19 protein-coding genes are annotated in these 18,727 nt (G+C 46.6%); 12 read left to right on the forward strand and 7 right to left on the reverse strand.

What is annotated here, in order from left to right; translation table 11 throughout:
* Positions 1–281, forward strand: a 281-nt coding sequence (locus Q0314_RS07130; protein WP_298057824.1) for a hypothetical protein, incomplete at its 5' end; no start/stop codon positions are given.
* A gap of 289 nt (positions 282–570) precedes the next feature.
* On the opposite strand, the gene Q0314_RS07135 is transcribed toward Q0314_RS07130, so the two are convergent.
* The 6 genes from Q0314_RS07135 to hemW all read right to left on the reverse strand — a co-directional run bounded on the left by Q0314_RS07135 (position 571) and on the right by hemW (position 5,475).
* Positions 571–999, reverse strand: a complete 429-nt coding sequence (locus tag Q0314_RS07135; RefSeq protein WP_298057825.1) for a VOC family protein — start codon at positions 997–999, stop codon at positions 571–573.
* Between the two features lie 116 nt (positions 1,000–1,115).
* Complete coding sequence (locus tag Q0314_RS07140; protein WP_298057827.1) at positions 1,116–2,069, reverse strand: hypothetical protein; 954 nt, start codon at positions 2,067–2,069, stop codon at positions 1,116–1,118.
* Between the two features lie 71 nt (positions 2,070–2,140).
* Positions 2,141–3,169, reverse strand: coding sequence for a tRNA preQ1(34) S-adenosylmethionine ribosyltransferase-isomerase QueA (gene queA / locus Q0314_RS07145; protein ID WP_298057828.1), 1,029 nt, complete (start codon positions 3,167–3,169; stop codon positions 2,141–2,143).
* Between the two features lie 25 nt (positions 3,170–3,194).
* A complete protein-coding gene (gene tatC, locus Q0314_RS07150) occupies positions 3,195–3,953 on the reverse strand; it encodes a twin-arginine translocase subunit TatC (RefSeq protein ID WP_298057830.1) in 759 nt (252 codons plus the stop codon).
* Positions 3,953–4,357: a Sec-independent protein translocase protein TatB gene (tatB, locus tag Q0314_RS07155; protein WP_002946440.1), complete on the reverse strand. Its 405-nt coding sequence runs from the start codon at positions 4,355–4,357 to the stop codon at positions 3,953–3,955. Before tatB ends, tatC begins: the two co-directional genes overlap by 1 nt.
* Before the next feature lie 65 nt (positions 4,358–4,422).
* The gene (hemW, locus tag Q0314_RS07160) at positions 4,423–5,475 is read right to left on the reverse strand and encodes a radical SAM family heme chaperone HemW (RefSeq protein ID WP_298057832.1); all 1,053 of its coding nucleotides are present in this window, start codon (positions 5,473–5,475) and stop codon (positions 4,423–4,425) included.
* A gap of 334 nt (positions 5,476–5,809) precedes the next feature.
* On the opposite strand from hemW, the gene Q0314_RS07165 reads away from it, so the two are divergent.
* The gene (locus Q0314_RS07165; RefSeq protein ID WP_298057833.1) at positions 5,810–6,457 is read left to right on the forward strand and encodes a hypothetical protein; all 648 of its coding nucleotides are present in this window, start codon (positions 5,810–5,812) and stop codon (positions 6,455–6,457) included.
* A gap of 275 nt (positions 6,458–6,732) precedes the next feature.
* On the opposite strand, the gene Q0314_RS07170 is transcribed toward Q0314_RS07165, so the two are convergent.
* Positions 6,733–7,683: an AraC family transcriptional regulator gene (locus tag Q0314_RS07170; RefSeq protein ID WP_298057835.1), complete on the reverse strand. Its 951-nt coding sequence runs from the start codon at positions 7,681–7,683 to the stop codon at positions 6,733–6,735.
* 115 nt (positions 7,684–7,798) lie between these two features.
* Here Q0314_RS07170 and Q0314_RS07175 point away from each other — a divergent pair, with 115 nt between their 5' ends.
* The 10 genes from Q0314_RS07175 to Q0314_RS07220 all read left to right on the forward strand — a co-directional run.
* A complete protein-coding gene (locus Q0314_RS07175; protein ID WP_366114584.1) occupies positions 7,799–9,760 on the forward strand; it encodes a TonB-dependent receptor in 1,962 nt (653 codons plus the stop codon).
* Between the two features lie 87 nt (positions 9,761–9,847).
* Positions 9,848–10,984, forward strand: coding sequence for a PepSY-associated TM helix domain-containing protein (locus Q0314_RS07180; RefSeq protein ID WP_298057838.1), 1,137 nt, complete (start codon positions 9,848–9,850; stop codon positions 10,982–10,984).
* A gap of 40 nt (positions 10,985–11,024) precedes the next feature.
* Complete coding sequence (locus Q0314_RS07185; protein ID WP_298057840.1) at positions 11,025–11,783, forward strand: hypothetical protein; 759 nt, start codon at positions 11,025–11,027, stop codon at positions 11,781–11,783.
* Between the two features lie 204 nt (positions 11,784–11,987).
* Positions 11,988–12,455: an RNA pyrophosphohydrolase gene (locus Q0314_RS07190; RefSeq protein ID WP_122862193.1), complete on the forward strand. Its 468-nt coding sequence runs from the start codon at positions 11,988–11,990 to the stop codon at positions 12,453–12,455.
* Positions 12,455–13,654, forward strand: a complete 1,200-nt coding sequence (locus Q0314_RS07195) for an aspartate kinase (protein WP_298057842.1) — start codon at positions 12,455–12,457, stop codon at positions 13,652–13,654. The genes Q0314_RS07190 and Q0314_RS07195 overlap by 1 nt, the downstream gene beginning before the upstream one ends.
* A complete protein-coding gene (locus Q0314_RS07200) occupies positions 13,651–14,193 on the forward strand; it encodes a HobA family DNA replication regulator (RefSeq protein ID WP_297966370.1) in 543 nt (180 codons plus the stop codon). The genes Q0314_RS07195 and Q0314_RS07200 overlap by 4 nt, the downstream gene beginning before the upstream one ends.
* 3 nt (positions 14,194–14,196) lie before the next feature.
* On the forward strand, positions 14,197–14,817 hold the full coding sequence (locus Q0314_RS07205; protein WP_298057844.1) for a DNA polymerase III subunit delta': 621 nt from the start codon (positions 14,197–14,199) through the stop codon (positions 14,815–14,817).
* The gene (gene folP, locus Q0314_RS07210) at positions 14,814–15,950 is read left to right on the forward strand and encodes a dihydropteroate synthase (RefSeq protein ID WP_298057846.1); all 1,137 of its coding nucleotides are present in this window, start codon (positions 14,814–14,816) and stop codon (positions 15,948–15,950) included. Before Q0314_RS07205 ends, folP begins: the two co-directional genes overlap by 4 nt.
* A gap of 24 nt (positions 15,951–15,974) precedes the next feature.
* Positions 15,975–17,918 carry an NAD-dependent DNA ligase LigA gene (ligA, locus tag Q0314_RS07215; protein WP_298057847.1) on the forward strand — a complete coding sequence of 648 codons (1,944 nt, stop codon included), beginning with the start codon at positions 15,975–15,977 and terminating at the stop codon, positions 17,916–17,918.
* On the forward strand, positions 17,908–18,727 hold an 820-nt coding region (locus tag Q0314_RS07220), incomplete at its 3' end, for an SAM-dependent methyltransferase (protein ID WP_298057848.1). The genes ligA and Q0314_RS07220, both read left to right, overlap by 11 nt.

The following is an 18,727-nucleotide window of genomic DNA, read 5'->3' on the forward strand; positions in this document are numbered from 1 at the left end:
AAAAAGACAGCCTGGAGTGCGCGGCTAACGATGCGCAAAGAGCCGCCGTGAGCGCGTTTTGGAGCGGGTGCTTGCCGTTTTTATTTTCGGTCAGAGGCGAACGCTGCTTCGCGGGCATCCTCACGCAGGGCGCAGACGCGGGCAAGATCGTATTCGGCGCGGAACCGATCTACGAAGACATCTCGATCATCGCGCAAAGCTTTGAGGAATTTATCGCTCTTTTCCTCGCCGCACTCACGGGCAAAAACGCTGCGAAATATCCGCTTTCTTGTTTTACGTAGCGGCATGCGATGCTGATAAGGCTGCCGAGCGGAGGTAAAGCAGTGCAGCGAGGTACGCGGTGCAGGACACAAATTTTAGCCTCACACAAAATCTACGCCGCGGATAATATCGGAGAGTAAAATTTCGCTCGATGTTTAGAGAAAAGCGCGGAAAAAACGGCGCCGCAAATTATACGAGCCGCAAAAGCCCCGCTCGATGATTTGCAATAAAATTTTGATTTTAAATTTTACGCGCTTCGGCCAAAGACTTCGTCCCCGCCAAACAAGCCTTAGCCGCAGAAATTTTGATCTAAAATTTGAGCAGCCCGTCCTCGTCAAATTTAAAATCAGGCCCCCAAGCCACCTCCCAGTAGTATCCGTCCGGATCGGCAAAATACGCGTGATATCCGCCCCAAAACGCAACTTGTGGCTCCTTGACGATAGTTCCGCCCGCCTTTTTTACTAGCTTTATGACGCTATCCACGTCCTCTTTGTTTTTTACATTATAGGCTAGCGTGATGCCGGCAAATCCGCTTCCTCTGAGCGGATCGTTTTCGTCTATATCTCGAGCCAGCGCGTCTAGCGGATAGAGCTCAAATTTGGTCCCAGTCGTATTGAAAAAACATACGGGCGGATTGTCCTCTTTGCAGTCCGTCTCGTAACCTAGGCCTTCGCGGTAAAATTTCAGCGCTCTTTGCATGCTTCGCACGCCTAGGCAGACGCAGGTTATTTTATTCATTTTTGCCTCCGATATTTTGGTTTATTATATCATTTTGGAGCTAGTGGTTTTGGGTCAAATTTGGCGTTATCAAACGAAGCAAGGCAGTTTAAAAATGCGAGTAAAATTTCAGAAAGCTAAATTTTATCCCCGTTTTGCATCTCAAATTCGTAAGCTTCATTTAAGATACGCACGAGAGTGTCGGATAGATAGGGCTGAACTAGCGTCCAAACGCGGATTTTTGGGTTTAAATTTATCGCCGCGTTTGTGGTTTTTAGCACGACTAGCGCGATCTTTTTTTCTATCAAAAGCGTAGCTAGAGCGCCATCTATCTCGCGTAGCAGGCTCTCCTCGATAAAGACTACGTTTGGGCGAAAGATCATATCCTCTATGTGGCGCTTTACGATACCCCACTCGTTGCTCGGCTTCACGTCGATGCCGATAAACTCGAGATCTTTTTTGATGATATTAAATGAATAGGGGTTTGGCTCGGCGACGAGGGCGCTAAAATTTTTGGGATTTTTTATCTTAAAACTTTGCATGAGATCGAGCTTATCGTCGCACAGACGTAGCGAAATCTCGGTGCTAATGCGTACGCCGTGATCAAACTCAAATCTGATGCTAGAGCCGTTTTGCTCGGCTAGCGCTATCGCCGTTTCGTAGTATTTGCTGCTTTGCACGTTCATGTTTACTCGAGGCGTGCTTTTGATCGTAAAAAAATCGTGGTCGCAGTGGACGCTAAGGGTAAATTTGATGTTGTTTTTGTAGTAGTTCGAGAGTAAAAATTTGATCGTAACGGTCGAGTTTGAGACGTTTAAAAGGAAAATTTGAGCCATCGCGTCGATGAGCTTTGCAAGAGCCGCGATATCTGCGTAAAATAGCCTAGGATAGGCGATGTCGTAGTCTAGCAGCACGTAGTTCGTGTTTTTTTGCGCGTCCTCGTTTAGCGAGGATGCCAAAAACAGCAAACCGCCCGCGATATCGACTTTGGGTAGCGTGTTTGCCTCGCTAGATTTGCTGGTCTCGCTCGTACCGTTTTTTTGCATAGTTTCTTTTTTTATCACGCCATTTGACCTTTTGATTTTATCCATAAAATAGCAACCGCCCAAAACCGCTATATAAAACGCGGCAAAAATCAGGAAAATATACGCGAAACTCACGGCTATATAACCAGCATCGCGTCGCCGTAGGAGTAAAATTTGTACTTTTGCTCCACGGCTGTTTTATAAATCCGCATAGTCTGCTCAAGTCCGATAAAGCTGGTTACTAGCATGATTAGCGTCGATTTTGGTAGGTGAAAATTTGTCAGCAGGTAGTTTTGACGGATGGGTTTGTTGTTTAAATTTAAAAACAGCCTGCACTCGCCGCTAGACTTGCCGCTTCTAGCAAACTCCTCTACGCAGCGCGTTACCGTCGTGCCCACGCCCAGGATTTGCTTATCTGAGTTGATTAAATTTTGCGTATCTTGCGGGATATCGTAAAACTCCGCGTGCATCTTGTGCTGCGTGATATCCTCGCTCTCCACGCCCTTAAACGTCCCCGCGCCCACGTGCAGCGTGAGGTAGGCTATCTCGCGGTTTTTTGCTAGCTTGTCAATCATCTCGTCGCTAAAGTGCAAGCTCGCCGTCGGAGCCGCCACCGCGCCCTCGTTTTTGGCAAACACGCTTTGATACCAGCTCTCGTCGTCTTTGGTGTCGCTTCGCTTGATATATGGCGGCAGAGGCACGTGTCCGATGTGGGACAGGACTCTATAAAGCGCGGCAGCGTCCAAAGGTTCGCCGTTTTGGCTAAATTTGACCGTGCGCGAGCCGTCGTCAAAGAGTTCGCAGACCTCGGCGGTCAAATTTTGGTTAAAATTTAAAACGCTGCCCGCGCGAACTTTGCCTTTTATATAGACGCTAAATTTACCGTCCGCAAGCGGAGAGTTTAGCAAAAGCTCCGTCTCGCCGCCGCTATCTTTTTTGCCGAAAATTCTAGCCTTTACCACCTTGGTATCGTTAAAAATAATATCGCAAGGCGGTAAAATTTCGGGCAAATCGCCGAATTTTAGATGAGAGATTTTTTCGCTAGCTCGCTCGTAGACTAGTAGCCTTGCGTCCTCTTTTGGAAAGGTTGGGAAATTAGCGATTAGCTCCGGTGGTAGCTCGTAGTCGTAGGCGTCAATCGAGTTTGGATTTAAAATTTGACTCATTTGGCTAGCCTACTTTGTTTCATGACTACTCGTCCTCTTTTTCTTCTTTTTCTTCGTCGGTTTCCGACTCCTCGTTTTTAGCTGGATTTACGCGGGCGGCTATAAAGATAGAAAGCCCGTAAAGACCGATGAGAGGCACCGCCATCAAAAACTGGCTGAGGATATCCGGAGGCGTCATGACCGCGGCAAATATAAAAATCGCTACGATAGCGTAGCGGAATGAGTTTTTTAGCATCTTATCGTCGACTAGGCCGAGTTTGGCGAGAAAAAAGGTGATAACGGGAAGCTCAAACGCGATGCCGAACGCAATCACTAGTTTCGTAAAAAAGCCGACGTAGCCGCCGATATTTAGCATCGCAGAAAATAGCTGTTGGCCGAAATTTATAAGAAATGCAAAACCGATAGGAACGACGACGTAGTAGCAAAACGCAGCGCCAACTAAAAACATAAAAGTGGCCGAAATAACGAACGGGATGACGTATTTTTTCTCGTTTTCGTAAAGTCCCGGCGCTACAAACAGCCAAAACTGCCAAAAAATAATCGGCAACGAAAACAAAAATCCGGTGAAAAATGCCACTTTCATTGCTACGAAAAATGGCTCTTGCACCTCGAGAAAGACCATTTTTTGATTATCGGGCAGGGTGTTTTGCAGCGGCGCGATGATAAAGTCTAAAATTTGATTCCAAAAGCTAAAGCACACTACAAACATCACGATCACGGTCATGACGCTGATGAAAAGCCTTTTTCTAAGTTCTATTAAATGCGGTTTTAGCTCTTCAAACATTACGCCTCTTTTTTCTCGTTATCGCCCAGCACGGCGTTTTTGACGGCTTCGCCCGGGTTTTTGACCGCTTCGACGCTCTTTTTTACGTCGTTTAGGCCGTCCGTGATGCCGCTAGTGACGTCGTTTACGCCTTTTTTGAGCTCGTCGAGCTCCTCAAAGGTGAGCTTTTTTCTTACTGTTTCGGTGGTTTTTGCGATGCTTTCTTTGTATTTTTTTGCGTCCTCTTTGAGTTCTTGGATTTTTATCTCTTGATCGAAGCTGCTTTTTGCGTCATTGACCGTTTTTTTGACGGTTTTAAAAAATTTCGCTATCTCTACCATCGCGCTAGGAAGCTTATCAGGCCCCAAAAATAGCACCGCGATGACGGCTATGACGATGATCTCGGGTAAGCTCATGCCAAACATTTTTTATCCTAAATTTTTATTTTAAAGTGCTCATTTTAGCGTTTTTTATCTCAAATTTGCATAAATCAGCCTGCGATAAATAAAGAAATTTCATCCGCGGTCAGGAAATTTTTGGCGTAATATCGCCCGTTTTTAAATTTTAATTTCCCGCTATTTTTTAGTAGCCGCGCTCTTTGCTCTTGCTCGGCGTTTAGGCTGTTTTGCCAGATACCGACGATGCTTCTGGCACCTAAAAATATCCGCTCTAAATTTAGCTCGTCCGCGCTTAAATTTTCGATTTTCTTAGCGTGCGGATTTTTTACGTAGGCGTTTAAATTTGAGGCGTTATAAAAGCGATGATCTCGCCAAAATCCGACTGCGTAAGCACCGATGGCAAGGTAGTTTCTGCCCTGCCAGTAGCCAAGATTATGCTTGCAAATTTGACCGAAATTCGAGATTTCGTATTGTTTTAGTCCTATCTCCTCGATGCGGTCTATCATAAATTTCGCCAGCCTCGGACTATCTTTTGCGTAGTTTATTTTGCCGGCAAAGGGCGTATTTTCCTCAAGCGTTAGCGAATACGCCGATACGTGCGAAACGCCTAAATTTCGGATATTTTGTGCCTCTTGCTCAAGTCGTTTTTTGGTGTCTAGCTTCGTGCCGTAGATGAGATCGACGTTTATGTTTTCTAGCCCCGCCGTTTTGGCGTTTGCTACAGCCTCGTAGATTTGCCTCGCGTCGTGGATGCGCCCGAGAAATTTGAGCTTATCTTCAAAAAAGCTCTGAGCGCCGAAGCTCACGCGATTTACGCCGTATGATTTCATCCGTGAGAGCCACTCTTGGCTTGCCGAGTTTGGATTTGCCTCCGTCGTGATCTCGGCGTTTGCCGCTAGGTACGGCGCGACTGCCTCAAATAGCCGCTCGTAGTAGCCACCGTCCACGGCGCTTGGCGTCCCTCCGCCGATAAAAACCGTCTCGATCTCGCCCTTTTTTACGTCAAATTTTAAAATTTGCTCCCTAAAATCAGCAATCATTGCGTCAAAATACGCGCTCGTTAAATTTCGTTTGCCCACCACCGAGCCAAAGGCGCAGTATGGGCATTTGCTCTCGCAAAAAGGGATGTGGACGTAAAGAAGCATTTTGACCTTTGTTTTTGCCGTATTTTAGCAGATTTTACGGCTTTATCGTGCGGCGTTTGATATTTTGGTTTTTGCGCCGTTTTCGTGCCGGTTTGCGGTAAATTTGAGCGCATCTATATCTGTTTTTCGTAATTTTTCTAGCGTAAATTTTGATAAAATATCTAAAATCCGTTTAAAAAGGAAAAAGATGAAATTTTTATTTATATTGTTTTGTATTTTAAGTCTGCTTTTTGGTGAAGAACGGGAAAGATTGGGTAAGGAGCTTAATGGGCTTTTGGGGTTAGATTGGAGGTGGAGCGGTTCGTGCGAAAATGAGATGCTCTTAAGAGCTAAAATGACCGAGTTTTTAAAATTAGGCGGCGATTACGCACTTAAATTTTTGCAAAATACTAAAGGCGAAAAACCGCATATTGCGGTATCTGATGACGGTAAATTTCGCGCATATTCGGTATTTACCGGCGGAGGAAGCATGGCGTCTTTTTATAATGTCTATCAGTTTGCAGATGGAAAGCGTAACTACGTTGCGGATTTTTTTGACGAGTATATGAAAGAGTGTGACAGGGGAGGCGAGTGCGCATGTTTAAGCTGGTTTAGTCTAGGCGCACCTTATGCAAATAAAATCTACAAAGTCAAGGATAGTTTATATCTAGTCTATAGTATCGCTACTGCTTCTTCCAAACTAGCCGAAGGCGTCGTTAAAGCATTTCGCATTGAAACGGATGGTATAAAACAAGCTAAAATTTTTGTTTATGACGACGGCAGTATCAAATCTTATTACGGAGTAGGTTTTGATTATTTTTCAGTCGTAAACGGTACCGACGACATCCAAGAAAAATGGTATAACGATAAAGTTATCGTCTACAAAAACGGCGTTTTAAAGGTGCTAAAGGCCGTTTACGCAGACAAATACCCGGACGGCAAGCTTACTAGCCAATATGAAAGCTTTAAATTTGACGGAGAGAAGTTTTTAATCAAACAATAGGAGTGCTAAGCCGCGTAAATTTTATAATTTTTGTCATTTGGTTGCTCTGCGATTTATCAAAAATTTAAACGTATTTTATATTTGCTAAATTTGCTATTTTGTTGCAAAAGAACTCTATCATAATTGTATTAAAATCGATAAGATAGAATCTGTTTAAGTTTTATTGAGCCTTAAAATATTTTATTACTTGTCGAATTTACGCGTTTTATTGTGATGATTGCCTTTAAATTTGCCCTTAGCTTTGTTGCCCGCAAAGCTCCGAAAGAGCGTTAAATTTACGTGTAAAATTTCTTTTGTTTTAAAATTTGCGTCGGCAAAACGCCGAATTTTTCTCTAAAAATCTTTGCAAAATGCGGAGCGCTGGCGTATCCGACGATTTTTGCGGCTTCGCTTACGCAGACGTCTCCGCGCTCTAAAAGTTTTTTCGCCGCGTTTAGCCGTTCGGTCGCTAGCAGCCCGTAGATCGTATCGCCAAAGTAGCTTTTAAAGCCCGTTTTTAGCTTAAATTCATTCGTCGCGCACGCTCTGGCTAGCTCTTTTATGCTGGGCGGGTTTTGGACGTCGCTTAGTAAAATTTGCCTTGCTTTGTTTAAAATTTTTACGTATTCGTCGCTAAAATCGCGCTTTTTTTCATCGGCTTCGGGCGTTTTGGGCGCGCCTAAGCTTTTGTAGATTAGCTCTAAAATTTTAGCTTCCATAAAGATTTCACGCATCTTACCCTCAAACTCGCTCGCGGCTAAAAGCTCCCGCAAAATCAGGTTTTGGGCTAAATTTATCTTAGCCGTTTGGATGCAGATTTCGTTTTCTTCGCCTAGATTTTTAAATGCCGCTAGCTCGCGGGCCAGCTCGTTTTTTAGCACGATGCATCGCCCGGCGTAGCTGCTACTTTGATGCTCGCAAACGCCCTCGAATCCGCTATCTACGCGCCCCATCCAAAACTCTCCGGCCTTTAGACAAAAAGTTTTTTTACCCGCCTTAAGCCCAGCGTCCGCTCTTGCGTCGTTAAAGAGCAAAAAGCAGTAGCCAGCGCTCCTTTCAAGCCGTCTTTTTACGCTTTTGTTGCAGATTATTTCGCTCCTGCAGTAGCTTGCGCCGCTTGTGCCTTTAAAAAACTCGACCTTGCATTTTCTATCTTGCTCTTGCCACGCGCTTTGTCCGTAGCGCACCGAATTTTGCGCGATTTCTTGTTCGTTTGCTTGTAAAATATCTTTAAATTCGACCTTCATTTGCTTTTTTATCCTTTTAGCGTTGATAAAAATCCCTCTACCGTTTGCCTAAGTATTGATAATAATTATCTGATTATAGTAAAATAGGGTTTAAATTTAAATAAGGAGTCTAAAGGTGAAAAGTATGCCTAAAATTTCTATGCTAGCTTGCCTAGCACTATCTTGCGCGCAGGCGGCCGACGAAGTGAAACTAAACGAAGTTACCGTAACTAGCGCGACGGGTTTTGAGCAAAATATCAAAGACGCGCCCGCTTCCGTTTCGGTAATCTCGCAAAAAGAGATAGCCAGGCGCAACCATCAAGATATAGAAAGCGTCGTAAAAGACGCTCCGGGCGTTTTCGGCGCGACGCTGGGGGCGGCTAGCAGACGCGGTATCACGATGAGAGGCCTTGGTCAAAAATACACTAAAATTTTAATAGACGGCCGCCCTGCGACCAGCGATAGCGCGTATAGAGGGCTTCGCGCGGTCGGTAGCGCTCAAAATTTCCTCCCGCCCGCAAACACGATCGAGCGTATCGAAATCGTGCGAGGGCCGATGAGCTCGCTATACGGCTCGGATGCGATGGGAGGCGTCATAAACATCATCACCAAGGGCTTTTCAAACGAATTTAGCGGTAACGTAAACGGCTACTACACGCTTGCGGGCAAAAGCGGGATAAATGACGACTACCAAACCGGCTTTTACGCAAACGGCGCAGTGATCCCAGATGTGCTAGGCATTGCGCTTTACGGGCGGTATTTTCACAAATTTGAAGACGAGCGAGCCTTTACGAACCGCAAAAACGAGGACGTAAATTTCGGCGCGAAAATCATGTATAACGCCACCGAAAACGACGAAATAGCGCTGGATCTGCGCCGCGTAGTAAATAAATACGAGCGCACCGAGGGCAAGACGCTAAGAAGGGCTACTGGCGATAATACGAGCGTCGCGTTTGAAAAGATGAGCGGATATACCGCCTCGCTCTCGCATACGGGTAAATACGACAAGCTGCTGCTTGAAAGCTTTTTAACCCACGATCATATGAAAGAAAGCGGTCAGCAAGACCTCACGCTAAAAACGACGACGCTAAATACTAAGGGAACGTATTTTTTTGATAACAACACGCTAAGCCTGGGAGCTGAATACAGAAGAGAAAGGCTAAACGAAAAGGCAACGACGGCCGACGCCGCAAACGTAAAGAGATATGATTTTTCGCTCTACGGCGAGGACGATTTTGACGTAACCGACGCGCTCACGCTAACTGCCGGTCTAAGATACAATCACGACAAAGACTACGGCGGACACGTATCGCCGCGCGGATATGCCGTATATCATCTAAGCGAAAATTTATCGCTAAAAGGCGGCGTATCGGCAGGCTACTCGACGCCTGATATCAAGATGCGAACCGACGGGCTTGCCCTGCCTTTTGCCGGCGGCATGGGAGCGCAGCTGGGCAAAAGCAACCTAAAACCCGAATCCAGCCTAAACTACGAGGCGGGCGTCGCGTACGGGAACGAGAGCCTTAACGTCTCGGCGATGGCGTTTTATACGAGCATAAAAGACGGTCTAGGCACGAAGCCCGTTTGCGTCGCGCGCCCGGGCGTTCCTTGCGTGCATAACGGCAAGACCTATAGGCGCGGCATCTGGGAGAGCGTAAATATCGGCAAAGCCGAAGTAAAGGGCGTCGAGCTCGCCTCAGACTGGCAGATACTATCAAATTTAGCCCTGCACTCAAGCTACGTTTACACTAGATCAAAGCAAAAATCGGGCGCGTACGAGGGTAAATCTCTAAACAATCTACCCGTACATACCGTAAAAATAGGGCTTGACTACGATATGACGCCTGATCTAAATTTTTGGACGCAGATGAACTATCTAGGCAAAACCAGAGCCGTTTACGGCTCGCCGGGAGACGAGGAGATAAAGGATTATACGCTATTTGACGCGGGCGCAAGCTACAAGCTAACTAAAAACGCGAGCGTAAATTTTAGCGTTTATAATATCTTTAACGAATACGTAACGACAAAATCCGGACGCTATGAAATTTTGATCGCCGACGGGATTAAATATAGGCTCGGATTTAACGTAAATTTTTAAATTTAGTAGTATTTAAGCGAGGCGGTGCGTAGCGATCGCCGCCCTGCTACCGGTTTTTAAAATTCGAGTTTAAATTTAAGGAGAAAGATGCCGTTTTTAAAGAAAAAGAAATTTTGGTTTAACGTCCATTTGATTTTAAGCCTAGCCTGTGTTTTGCCGCTGCTTATCGTCGCTCTTAGTGGCGCGGTCATATCCTATCACGACGAGATTATAGACCTTGCAAACTCGCAAAAAACCTTCGTCGAGCGAGGCGAAAAAGAGCTTAGCGCGAGAGAAATTTTAGATATTTTTAAAGCTAAGGAACCAAATTTTACGCTTAGCTACTACAAGATAAACTCGGACGCAAACCACGCTCTAGGCATATCCGGCACGAATAGTAAAGGCGAGTTTAAGTCGTATTTCGTAAATCAATATACGGGCGAGATAATGGGCGAAAATTTCGGCGATAAATTTATCGGACTAATGTTAAATTTACATACTAACTTAGGCCTTGGGCTTAGCGAAAACGAGACGCTACGGCTTATAGGCAAGCATATCGTCGCGATTTGTTCTATCGCTTTGGTGGTCTTGGTTATATCTGGATTGATAATCTATTATCCTAGTTTTAAAACTAAATTTATACGTGCGTTTACTTTAAAAATCAAGGCCAAAGGCTATGCGTTTTTATACAGCCTGCATGGATTTGCGGGCGTTTATCTTTGTTTATTTTTGGCTTTTATAAGCGTTACGGGGCTTTACTGGTCGTATGACTGGGCGGCAAAGCTCGTAAATAACGCGCTTGGCGAAAAAGAAATTTTTAGAAAAAAGAGCTTTACGCAAGTGAGAGGATTTTCGCTAGAGAACGAGGGCAAGATAGCAAATTTAGAGGCCGCGATAGATATTTTTAAACGAGATAGGGGTGATTACGAGCTTTTTAACGTCATCACGCAAGAAGACGGCGAAAATTTTATGATATTTTACTTTGACAAAGGGCTGGAAGAGGACGATAAGGTAAATACGATGACGATAAACGCCGCCAAGGGGCAAATCATCAGGTATGCGAGATTTGACGACGCTAAAAGTTCGATGCCTAGGCCTTTTGCGATTCATAAAGCGGTTTTGAGCTTGCATTCGGGATATTTTTTGGGCGAGGTCGGTAAATTTATATTTTGTTTAGCTTCGGCGTCGGTTTTGTTTTTCGTTATAAGCGGCTTTTGGATGAGCTTAAAACGGCTCAAAAGATAAATTTGATAAAATCGCTCCAAAAAACTGAAAAAGGCTAAATATGCGAGTGATTTTAGATGGATTTGACGGCTCTTTTTTGCCGATTTTGCAAAGTTTTAAGGCTGTGATGCCAAGCCTTTGTATAACGGGTATCGAGGAGCTCGGCGAGAGCATAAACGAGAGGACGTCAAGCGTAGAAAACGGCGACGCCATCAACGTAAGCGAGCTTTTTGCGCGCCAAGACGAGCGGTACGAGCTTTTGTCGGACGGAACTTTATTTTTGCAGGACGAGAAATTTAACGAGAGCGGCGAGAGTGCGGCGGTCAAATTTGATGAAAGCATTAAATTTGAAAATACGCGCCAGGCGATTGACGACTCTAAATTTGTGCCAAATTTGATGGCTAAGAGCGAGCAAAAAACAGCTTTTGCTCGGGAGCAAAATTTGCAAGATAGGCGGGACGCTGCGCCGTATAATGACGGCAGTCGGCAAGAAAAAGCTATTTTGCAAACTAGCGCTTTAAGTGAAATAACCAAAACTGGGCCAACTAGCCAAAGCGCGCAAGCTGCCGCTCTGCGCGAAACTCCTGTTTCTGACGGAGCTACGCAAATGGCACCGTCTAGTAAAATATCCGCTTCTAATGAAGCCGTAAAAACGGCCGCCTCGGACGCATCAGCGCAGGCTGCGCTATTTGATTTTAACGAATCTGCGCAAAATTTGCCGCCGCGCGCCGAGCCAAAAGCCGCGCCCGAGCGTAAAAAGCATGAAAGCGCGAGTCTGTTTACCGACGAAGAGGTGCGAGCGATACTGGAGCTAAAATAGCGGCTTAAATTTAGCGGATAGTCAGGCAAAATGCGCAAATTTTACCGCGTCACAATGTACCGCAAAAAGTAAAATTCGTAATTTTAAATTTTAAATAAAAATTTTAAGCCTAAGCGTTAAATTTTTCCGCTAACCTCTCGATATTTAGCTATATCTTAACTATTTTTCGTTAAAATCCGCAATTAAAAATTCTCGGAAAAAGATATGGAAAAGAAATATAGACCAAACGTCGCGGCGGTCATACTTGCGCCCTCTTATCCGTTTGATTGCAGGATATTTATCGCGCAAAGGTGCGATATGACGGGTATCTGGCAGTTCCCGCAGGGCGGCATAGACGAGGGCGAGACGCCGCGCGAGGCTCTAAAAAGAGAGCTCAAAGAGGAGATAGGCACGGACGACGTGGACGTGCTTAGCGAGTATCCGCAGTGGCTTAGCTACGACTTCCCTGAGGGTACGACGAGTAGGAAATTTTATAACTTTGACGGGCAGACGCAAAAGTATTTTTTAGTGCGGCTAAGACCTAGCGCGAAGATAAATATAAACACCAAAAAGCCCGAATTTGACGAATATAGATTTATAAACTCAAGCGAGGTTTTGAGCGACGTAAACCACTTCAAAAAGCCGATCTACGGTAAGGTTATCGGCTACTTTAAAGAGAAAGGATTTATCTAATGTTAATCGTCCAAAAATACGGCGGCACGAGCGTTGGGACGCTTGAGAGGATAGAAAACGTCGCCGCGAGAGTGATAGAAACTAAAAAAAGCGGCGCGGACGTCGTGGTCGTGGTCTCGGCGATGAGCGGCGTGACTAATCAGCTGGTGGACTACGCCTCGCACTACACCAAAGACCCAGACTGCGTAGCAATGGATATGTTGCTTAGCTCCGGCGAGCGCGTTACCTGCGCGCTTTTAACGATAGCGCTGATAAATTTAGGCTATCCCGCAGTTGGTCTAAGCGGTAGGCTAGCGGGAATCATAACAGATAGCGTGCATACCAAGGCTAGGATCGAGGCGATAGATACTAAGCGTATGAAAGAGGAGCTAAAGGCGGGCAAGATCGTCGTTGTAGCGGGCTTTCAGGGTATAGACGAAAAGGGCGACGTAACGACTCTGGGACGAGGCGGTAGCGACCTTAGCGCAGTGGCTATAGCAGGCGCGCTGGATGCGGATCTTTGTGAGATTTACACCGACGTGGACGGGGTTTATACCACCGATCCTCGCATCGAGCCAAAGGCTAAAAAGCTAGATAAAATCAGCTACGACGAGATGCTAGAGCTTGCGAGCCTAGGCGCAAAGGTGCTGCAAAACCGCTCAGTCGAGCTAGCTAAAAAGCTAAACGTAAATTTAGTCACCAGAAGCAGCTTTAATCACAACGAAGGAACACTAATAACAAAGGAAGAGAGTATGGAAGCAGTGCTAGTAAGCGGTATCGCGCTAGATAAAAACCAAGCTAGAGTAACTTTAAGAGGCGTGGTCGATAAGCCGGGCATCGCGGCTGAGATTTTCACCGCGCTTGCAGAAAAAAACATAAACGTGGATATGATAATCCAAAACGTAGGCCAAGACGGCACTACGAATCTGGGCTTTACCGTACCGCAAAACGAGCTTCACGTCGCAAAAGAGTGCATGGATAAACTAAGCGCGTCGAGGGAAATTTTATACAACGACGAGATAGTTAAGGTCTCAGTCGTGGGCGTTGGTATGAAAAGCCACACCGGAGTGGCGTCTCTAGCCTTTCAAACGCTAGCAAACGAAGGCATAAATATCCAAATGATCTCGACTAGCGAGATAAAAATCTCGATGATCGTCGATCAAAAATACGGCGAGCTGGCCGTTCGCGCACTACACGAAGCTTATAAACTCGATAAATGAGCGATTTTATAAAATGGACGCTCGAGGCGATCCGCGAGGAGGGATCGCTGATGAGCTGGATGGAGGAGAGGCGCACCGAGTGGACGCCTCTGCTTGCCTCGAAGCTTAAATTTTTACTAGAAGGGCGCGCGTTTATCCTGATAACCGATAGCGAGCGCGGCTGGTTTGAGGAGTATTTTTTAAAAAATATAAACAAACCGACAAACGCCCGCCCCGTGTTACCCTTTTTCTCGCTAAAGGCGCTTTATCCCTCTTTTGAAAATATCGGCTCAAAAGAGGAAGTCTCGCTGCTTTTAGACATGCTTAGCCTTGCTTTTCCAAACGGTTACGTGTTTTTTTACGTCGGCAAAAGCGCGGATAAAAGCTCGCAGATAGCCAAAGGCAAGGACGATAGCTACATGTGGCTTTTTGACGAGCAGGCGCAAAATAGCTTTTATCTCAGCTCCTCCGACGGCGCGCTAGATATCAAGCTTTTGTCGCTGTTTAGGCTCTTTGATAAGAGCATAGACGCTGCTTTATTTGCGAAAGTAACGCTTTAGTCTATGCGAAGCAAAATCGTAATCACGAGCGATTTTGAAGCCTTAAAAGAGGAAATTTTAGGGCTTTACGGCGTAAATTCGGTTAGATTTTTTTTCGCCGAGGACTTTTTGCTAGAAAACGCAAAAGAGGTCGCCGCCGAGGCCTACATCGCCGAGAGCGAGCCCAAACTGCTGGTTTTAGGCGCTAAAAATTTCCGCGTCGAGGCTCAAAACTCTCTACTAAAAATCATCGAAGAGCCGCCTAAAAATATCTTTTTTATCATAGCCTGCGAGTCGAAAAATATGCTCCTGCCGACCGTTCGCTCGCGCCTAGTTACCGAAAATAGGCTCGAAAAAAAGCAACGAGAAAAAACGGGGCTAGACTACAAACGTCTGGAGCTAAAAGAAATTTGCGCGTTTATAGATGAAAAATCAGCTCTTGAGCGCTCCGAAAAGCTTGGCAAAAACGACCTAAAAGAGCTAATCGCCGCCATAGCTCTCGAGGCTACGGCGCAGGGGGTCAAATTTAGCGCCGAAGAGCTTGAGTATTTTTTCAAAGCCGTGCGCCTAGCCGAGCTAAACACCAAAACTCACGCGCTTCTTACGCCGATACTTCTTATGATTTACGAAAAAGGGCTTAGATGAAAATTTTTAAAATCAATCCGCAAACTGATTTTAACGAGATTTGCGAGGTTATCCGTCCTAGCGACGAGGGGCGAAATTTGATGAAAAAAAAGTCGGCGATCAACTTTTTTTTGATTAAAGATTTACGCTCGCCGGCCGCAAACATCCTAAAACAAGACGCATTAAGCGTAGGCGCGGAGCTCGTGACTAACCGCGACGTTATCTTAAACGGCGCAAACTCGGCCGCGCTTCTCATGGCTACCGATGCGCAAGTTCTTGCGCTTGCCAAAAAAGAGGCTGCGCAGGATTTCGGACTAAAAAATTTGGCCAAATTTTTAAAATCTCCGTTTAAAAAACCGCAGCGCGCGCAGATAATGGGCGTCGTAAACGTAAATGAAGATAGCTTTAACGCCGCAAGCCGCGTGAACGAAAAAAGCGGCATAGCGCGTATCGAAGAGATGATCGAGCAGGGTGCGGAGTATATCGACGTGGGCGCAGTTAGCTCGCGGCCCGGTAGCAAATACGTCGGACGCGAGGTCGAATTTGCCAGGCTAGAAAAGATAGTAGCAGAAATTTACCGCTTAAATTTGCACGAAAAAGCGATATTTAGCCTAGATAGCTTTGATGCGTACTGCCTAGAGTACGCGCTAAATCACGGCTTTAAAATGATAAACGACATCACGGGCGACGTTAGTCTCTGCGCTCTAGCGGCGCGCTATGGCGCCACCTACTGCCTCATGCACATGCAAAACAACCCCGAAAATATGCAGGATAATCCGCATTACGATGATTTGCTCGGAGAGATAGACGCGTTTTTCGAGGCTAAGATCGCTGCCGCGAATGAGCTTGGATGCCGCGATATCGTGCTGGACGTGGGTATCGGCTTTGGCAAGACGGCGGAGCAAAATATGATTTTGATAAAAAATTTGGAGCATTTTTTACGCTTCGGTTTACCGCTTTTAGCCGGTGCTAGCCGCAAATCGGTCATAAATTTTTATAGCCCCAGCGAGATCAAAGACCGCTTGCCCGGCAGCCTTTATCTGCATCTGGAGGCCTTTAGAAACGGCGCGCAGATCATCCGCACGCACGACGTGGCCGAGCATGCGCAGATGTTTAGGCTGGAAAACGCGATGAGAAAGCTCGCGGCGTGGTAAGCAAAGCAAATTTAACGAGGAAAAATGGATAAAAAAGAGTATTTAGAGGCCGTAGATACGCTAAACGCGTGGGCGAAGGCCTACTACACCGACGACGCGCCCATAGCCACCGACGAGGAGTACGACGAGCTTTATCATAAAGTGTTGGAATTTGAGAGGACAAATCCCGGTGAAATCTCGATGTTTAGCCCGACGAAGCGCGTTGGCGGCGAGGTTAGCGAGGGCTTTGTTAAGGCTCGCCACGGCGCGCGCATGTGGTCGATGGAGGATATTTTTAGTTTTGATGAGCTGCTAGCGTGGCTAAAGCGCGGCGACAAGGAGAGGCTGGAGTTTGCGCTTCAGCCTAAATTTGACGGAGCGAGCTTAAATTTGCTCTATGAAAACGGCGCTCTCGTGCGAGCTATCACGCGCGGCGACGGCATAACGGGCGAGGACGTCACGAGTAATGCAAAAGTCATCAAAAACATCCCGCTGCAAATCGCCTATAACGGTAGGATCGAGATCCGCGGCGAGGTCGTGATCGCTAAAAACGACTTTGACGAGATAAATTTCGCCCGCGCACAAAGGGGCGAGCCGCAGCTATCAAATCCTAGAAATGCAGCCGCCGGCAGCCTGCGCCAGCTAGATAGCGCTGTGACGGCCTCGCGCAGGCTGAGGTTTAAGCCCTGGGGCTACGGCGAGCAAAATTTGGGCCTTGAAACCTACTCGCAGATGATGGATTTTATCTATTCGCAGGGCTTTGAGCGCGAGGAGTTTTTCAAAATTTGTCGCACCGCCGAGCAGATCGAGGATGCATATAAGCAGCTAGTTGCGCAGCGCGACAGTAAGCCTTTTATGATGGACGGGCTCGTGGTGCGAGTGCAGAGTATCGCGGCTAGCGAGGAGCTTGGCTACACGGAGAAATTTCCTAAATTTATGGTTGCGTATAAATTTCCTGCGATCGAAAAGACCACGCGGCTGCTTGACGTGGCGTTTCAGGTCGGACGCAGCGGCGTCGTGACTCCTGTGGGCGTGCTAGAGCCCGTAAATATCGACGGCGCAATCGTAAAGTCCGCCACGCTGCATAACTTCGACGAGATCGAGCGCCTAGGCGTGCAAAAGAATGATTTTATCAGCATTATCCGCTCGGGCGACGTGATACCAAAGATCACGGGAGTCTTTAAACAGCGCAGAGACGGCTCGCAAACCCCGATAGAGAGGCCGCGCGAGTGCCCGGTATGCGGGTCGATGCTGCTAGACGAGGGCGTTTTCGTCAAGTGTCAAAACCTCGAGTGTAAGGCTCGCGTGATAAATTCGCTCATACATTTTGCGAGCAAAAAGTGCCTAAATATCGACGGTCTTGGCGATGCGATCGTAAATCAGCTTTTTGAAGCGGGCTTGGTCGCCAAAATCGCCGACATTTACGAGCTTACGGCGCAGGATTTGGCGCGGTTAGAAGGCTTTAAGGATAAAAAGATCGCAAATTTACTCGGTGCCATCGAGGCTAGCCGTACACCCGCACTGCATAGCTTTATAGCGAGCCTGGGTATCGAGCACATCGGCGAGGTAGCCGCCAAAAAGATAGCGCAAATTTACCCGCAAAACTGGCGCGAGCTAAGCTTTGGCGAGGTGGCCGCGATCGAAGGCTTCGGCGAGGCAATGGCGGAGAGTTACGCGGAGTTTATGCAGGTAAACAGGCAAAATTTGGACGAAATTTTGCGTTTCGTAAGCCCGCAAGCGCAGAGTTTTGAGACAAAACAAAGCGCGATAAGCGGCAAAACGTTTGTGATAACGGGCACGCTTAGCAAGAGCAGGGATGAATTTAAGGCTATTTTGGAAGCAAACGGCGCAAAAGTAAGCGGCTCGGTGAGCAAGAAAACGGACTTCGTACTTTACGGCGAGGAGGCGGGTAGCAAGCTAGACAAAGCGCGCGAGCTAGGCGTCGCTACGATAACCGAGGACGAGCTAAGGCGGATGATTGAGATTTGATCTATTTGTCGCAAACCGCCTAAATATCAGCCGAAACAAAGCCGCTGAACTTATAAAAAGCGGCAAGATTTTGCTAAACGGAAAAATTTGCTCTAAGCCTAGCTTTGAGGTGGGCGAATTTGATAAATTTGACGGCACGGACGCGCTAAATTTAGACGAGGCTACGGGTGTAAATTTGAAAGCCGGCAAAAATAGCGCGGAAGCGGAAACTAAAAATTTACGCGAAACAAATTTGACGGACGCTGTCGAAACCGCGCGTAAAAAGGCCTGTATCGGCAAACAAAATTTAAAGACGAACAGCCAAAAAATCGAGCTTGTCGGCGAAATTTACGTCGGACGCGGCGCGCTAAAGCTAAAAAGCTTTTTGGCGGCTTGTCCGCTAGAAATCAAAGGCAAAAACGCCCTTGACGTTGGCTCAAGCACGGGCGGTTTCGTGCAAATTTTGCTGCAAAACGGCGTAAAAAGCGTTACGGCGCTAGATGTGGGCAGCTCGCAGCTGGATAAAAGCCTGAGAGCCGATGCGCGCGTGAAAGTGGCTGAGAATACCGACGTACGCGAGTTTGCGGCGGGGGTTCAAAAATCGGCCAAAGACGGTAAATTTAACGGCGCAAAGCAAAATTTAAAAACCCAAATCGAGCCGAATTTTAAGTACGGTAAAACAAATTTTGCCGAGCGGGACAAGTTTTTAAATGAATCAAGCGAACCAGCTTTTGCGCCGTCAAATTTAACGCAGGCTGGAACCAAGACGGACGAGTCAAATTTGATTGGCGTAGATTTCGCGGCAAAAAGCCAAAACGCCAAATTTGACC

It is taken from the genome of uncultured Campylobacter sp., from assembly GCF_938040115.1.
Taxonomy (GTDB): Bacteria; Campylobacterota; Campylobacteria; order Campylobacterales; family Campylobacteraceae; genus Campylobacter_A.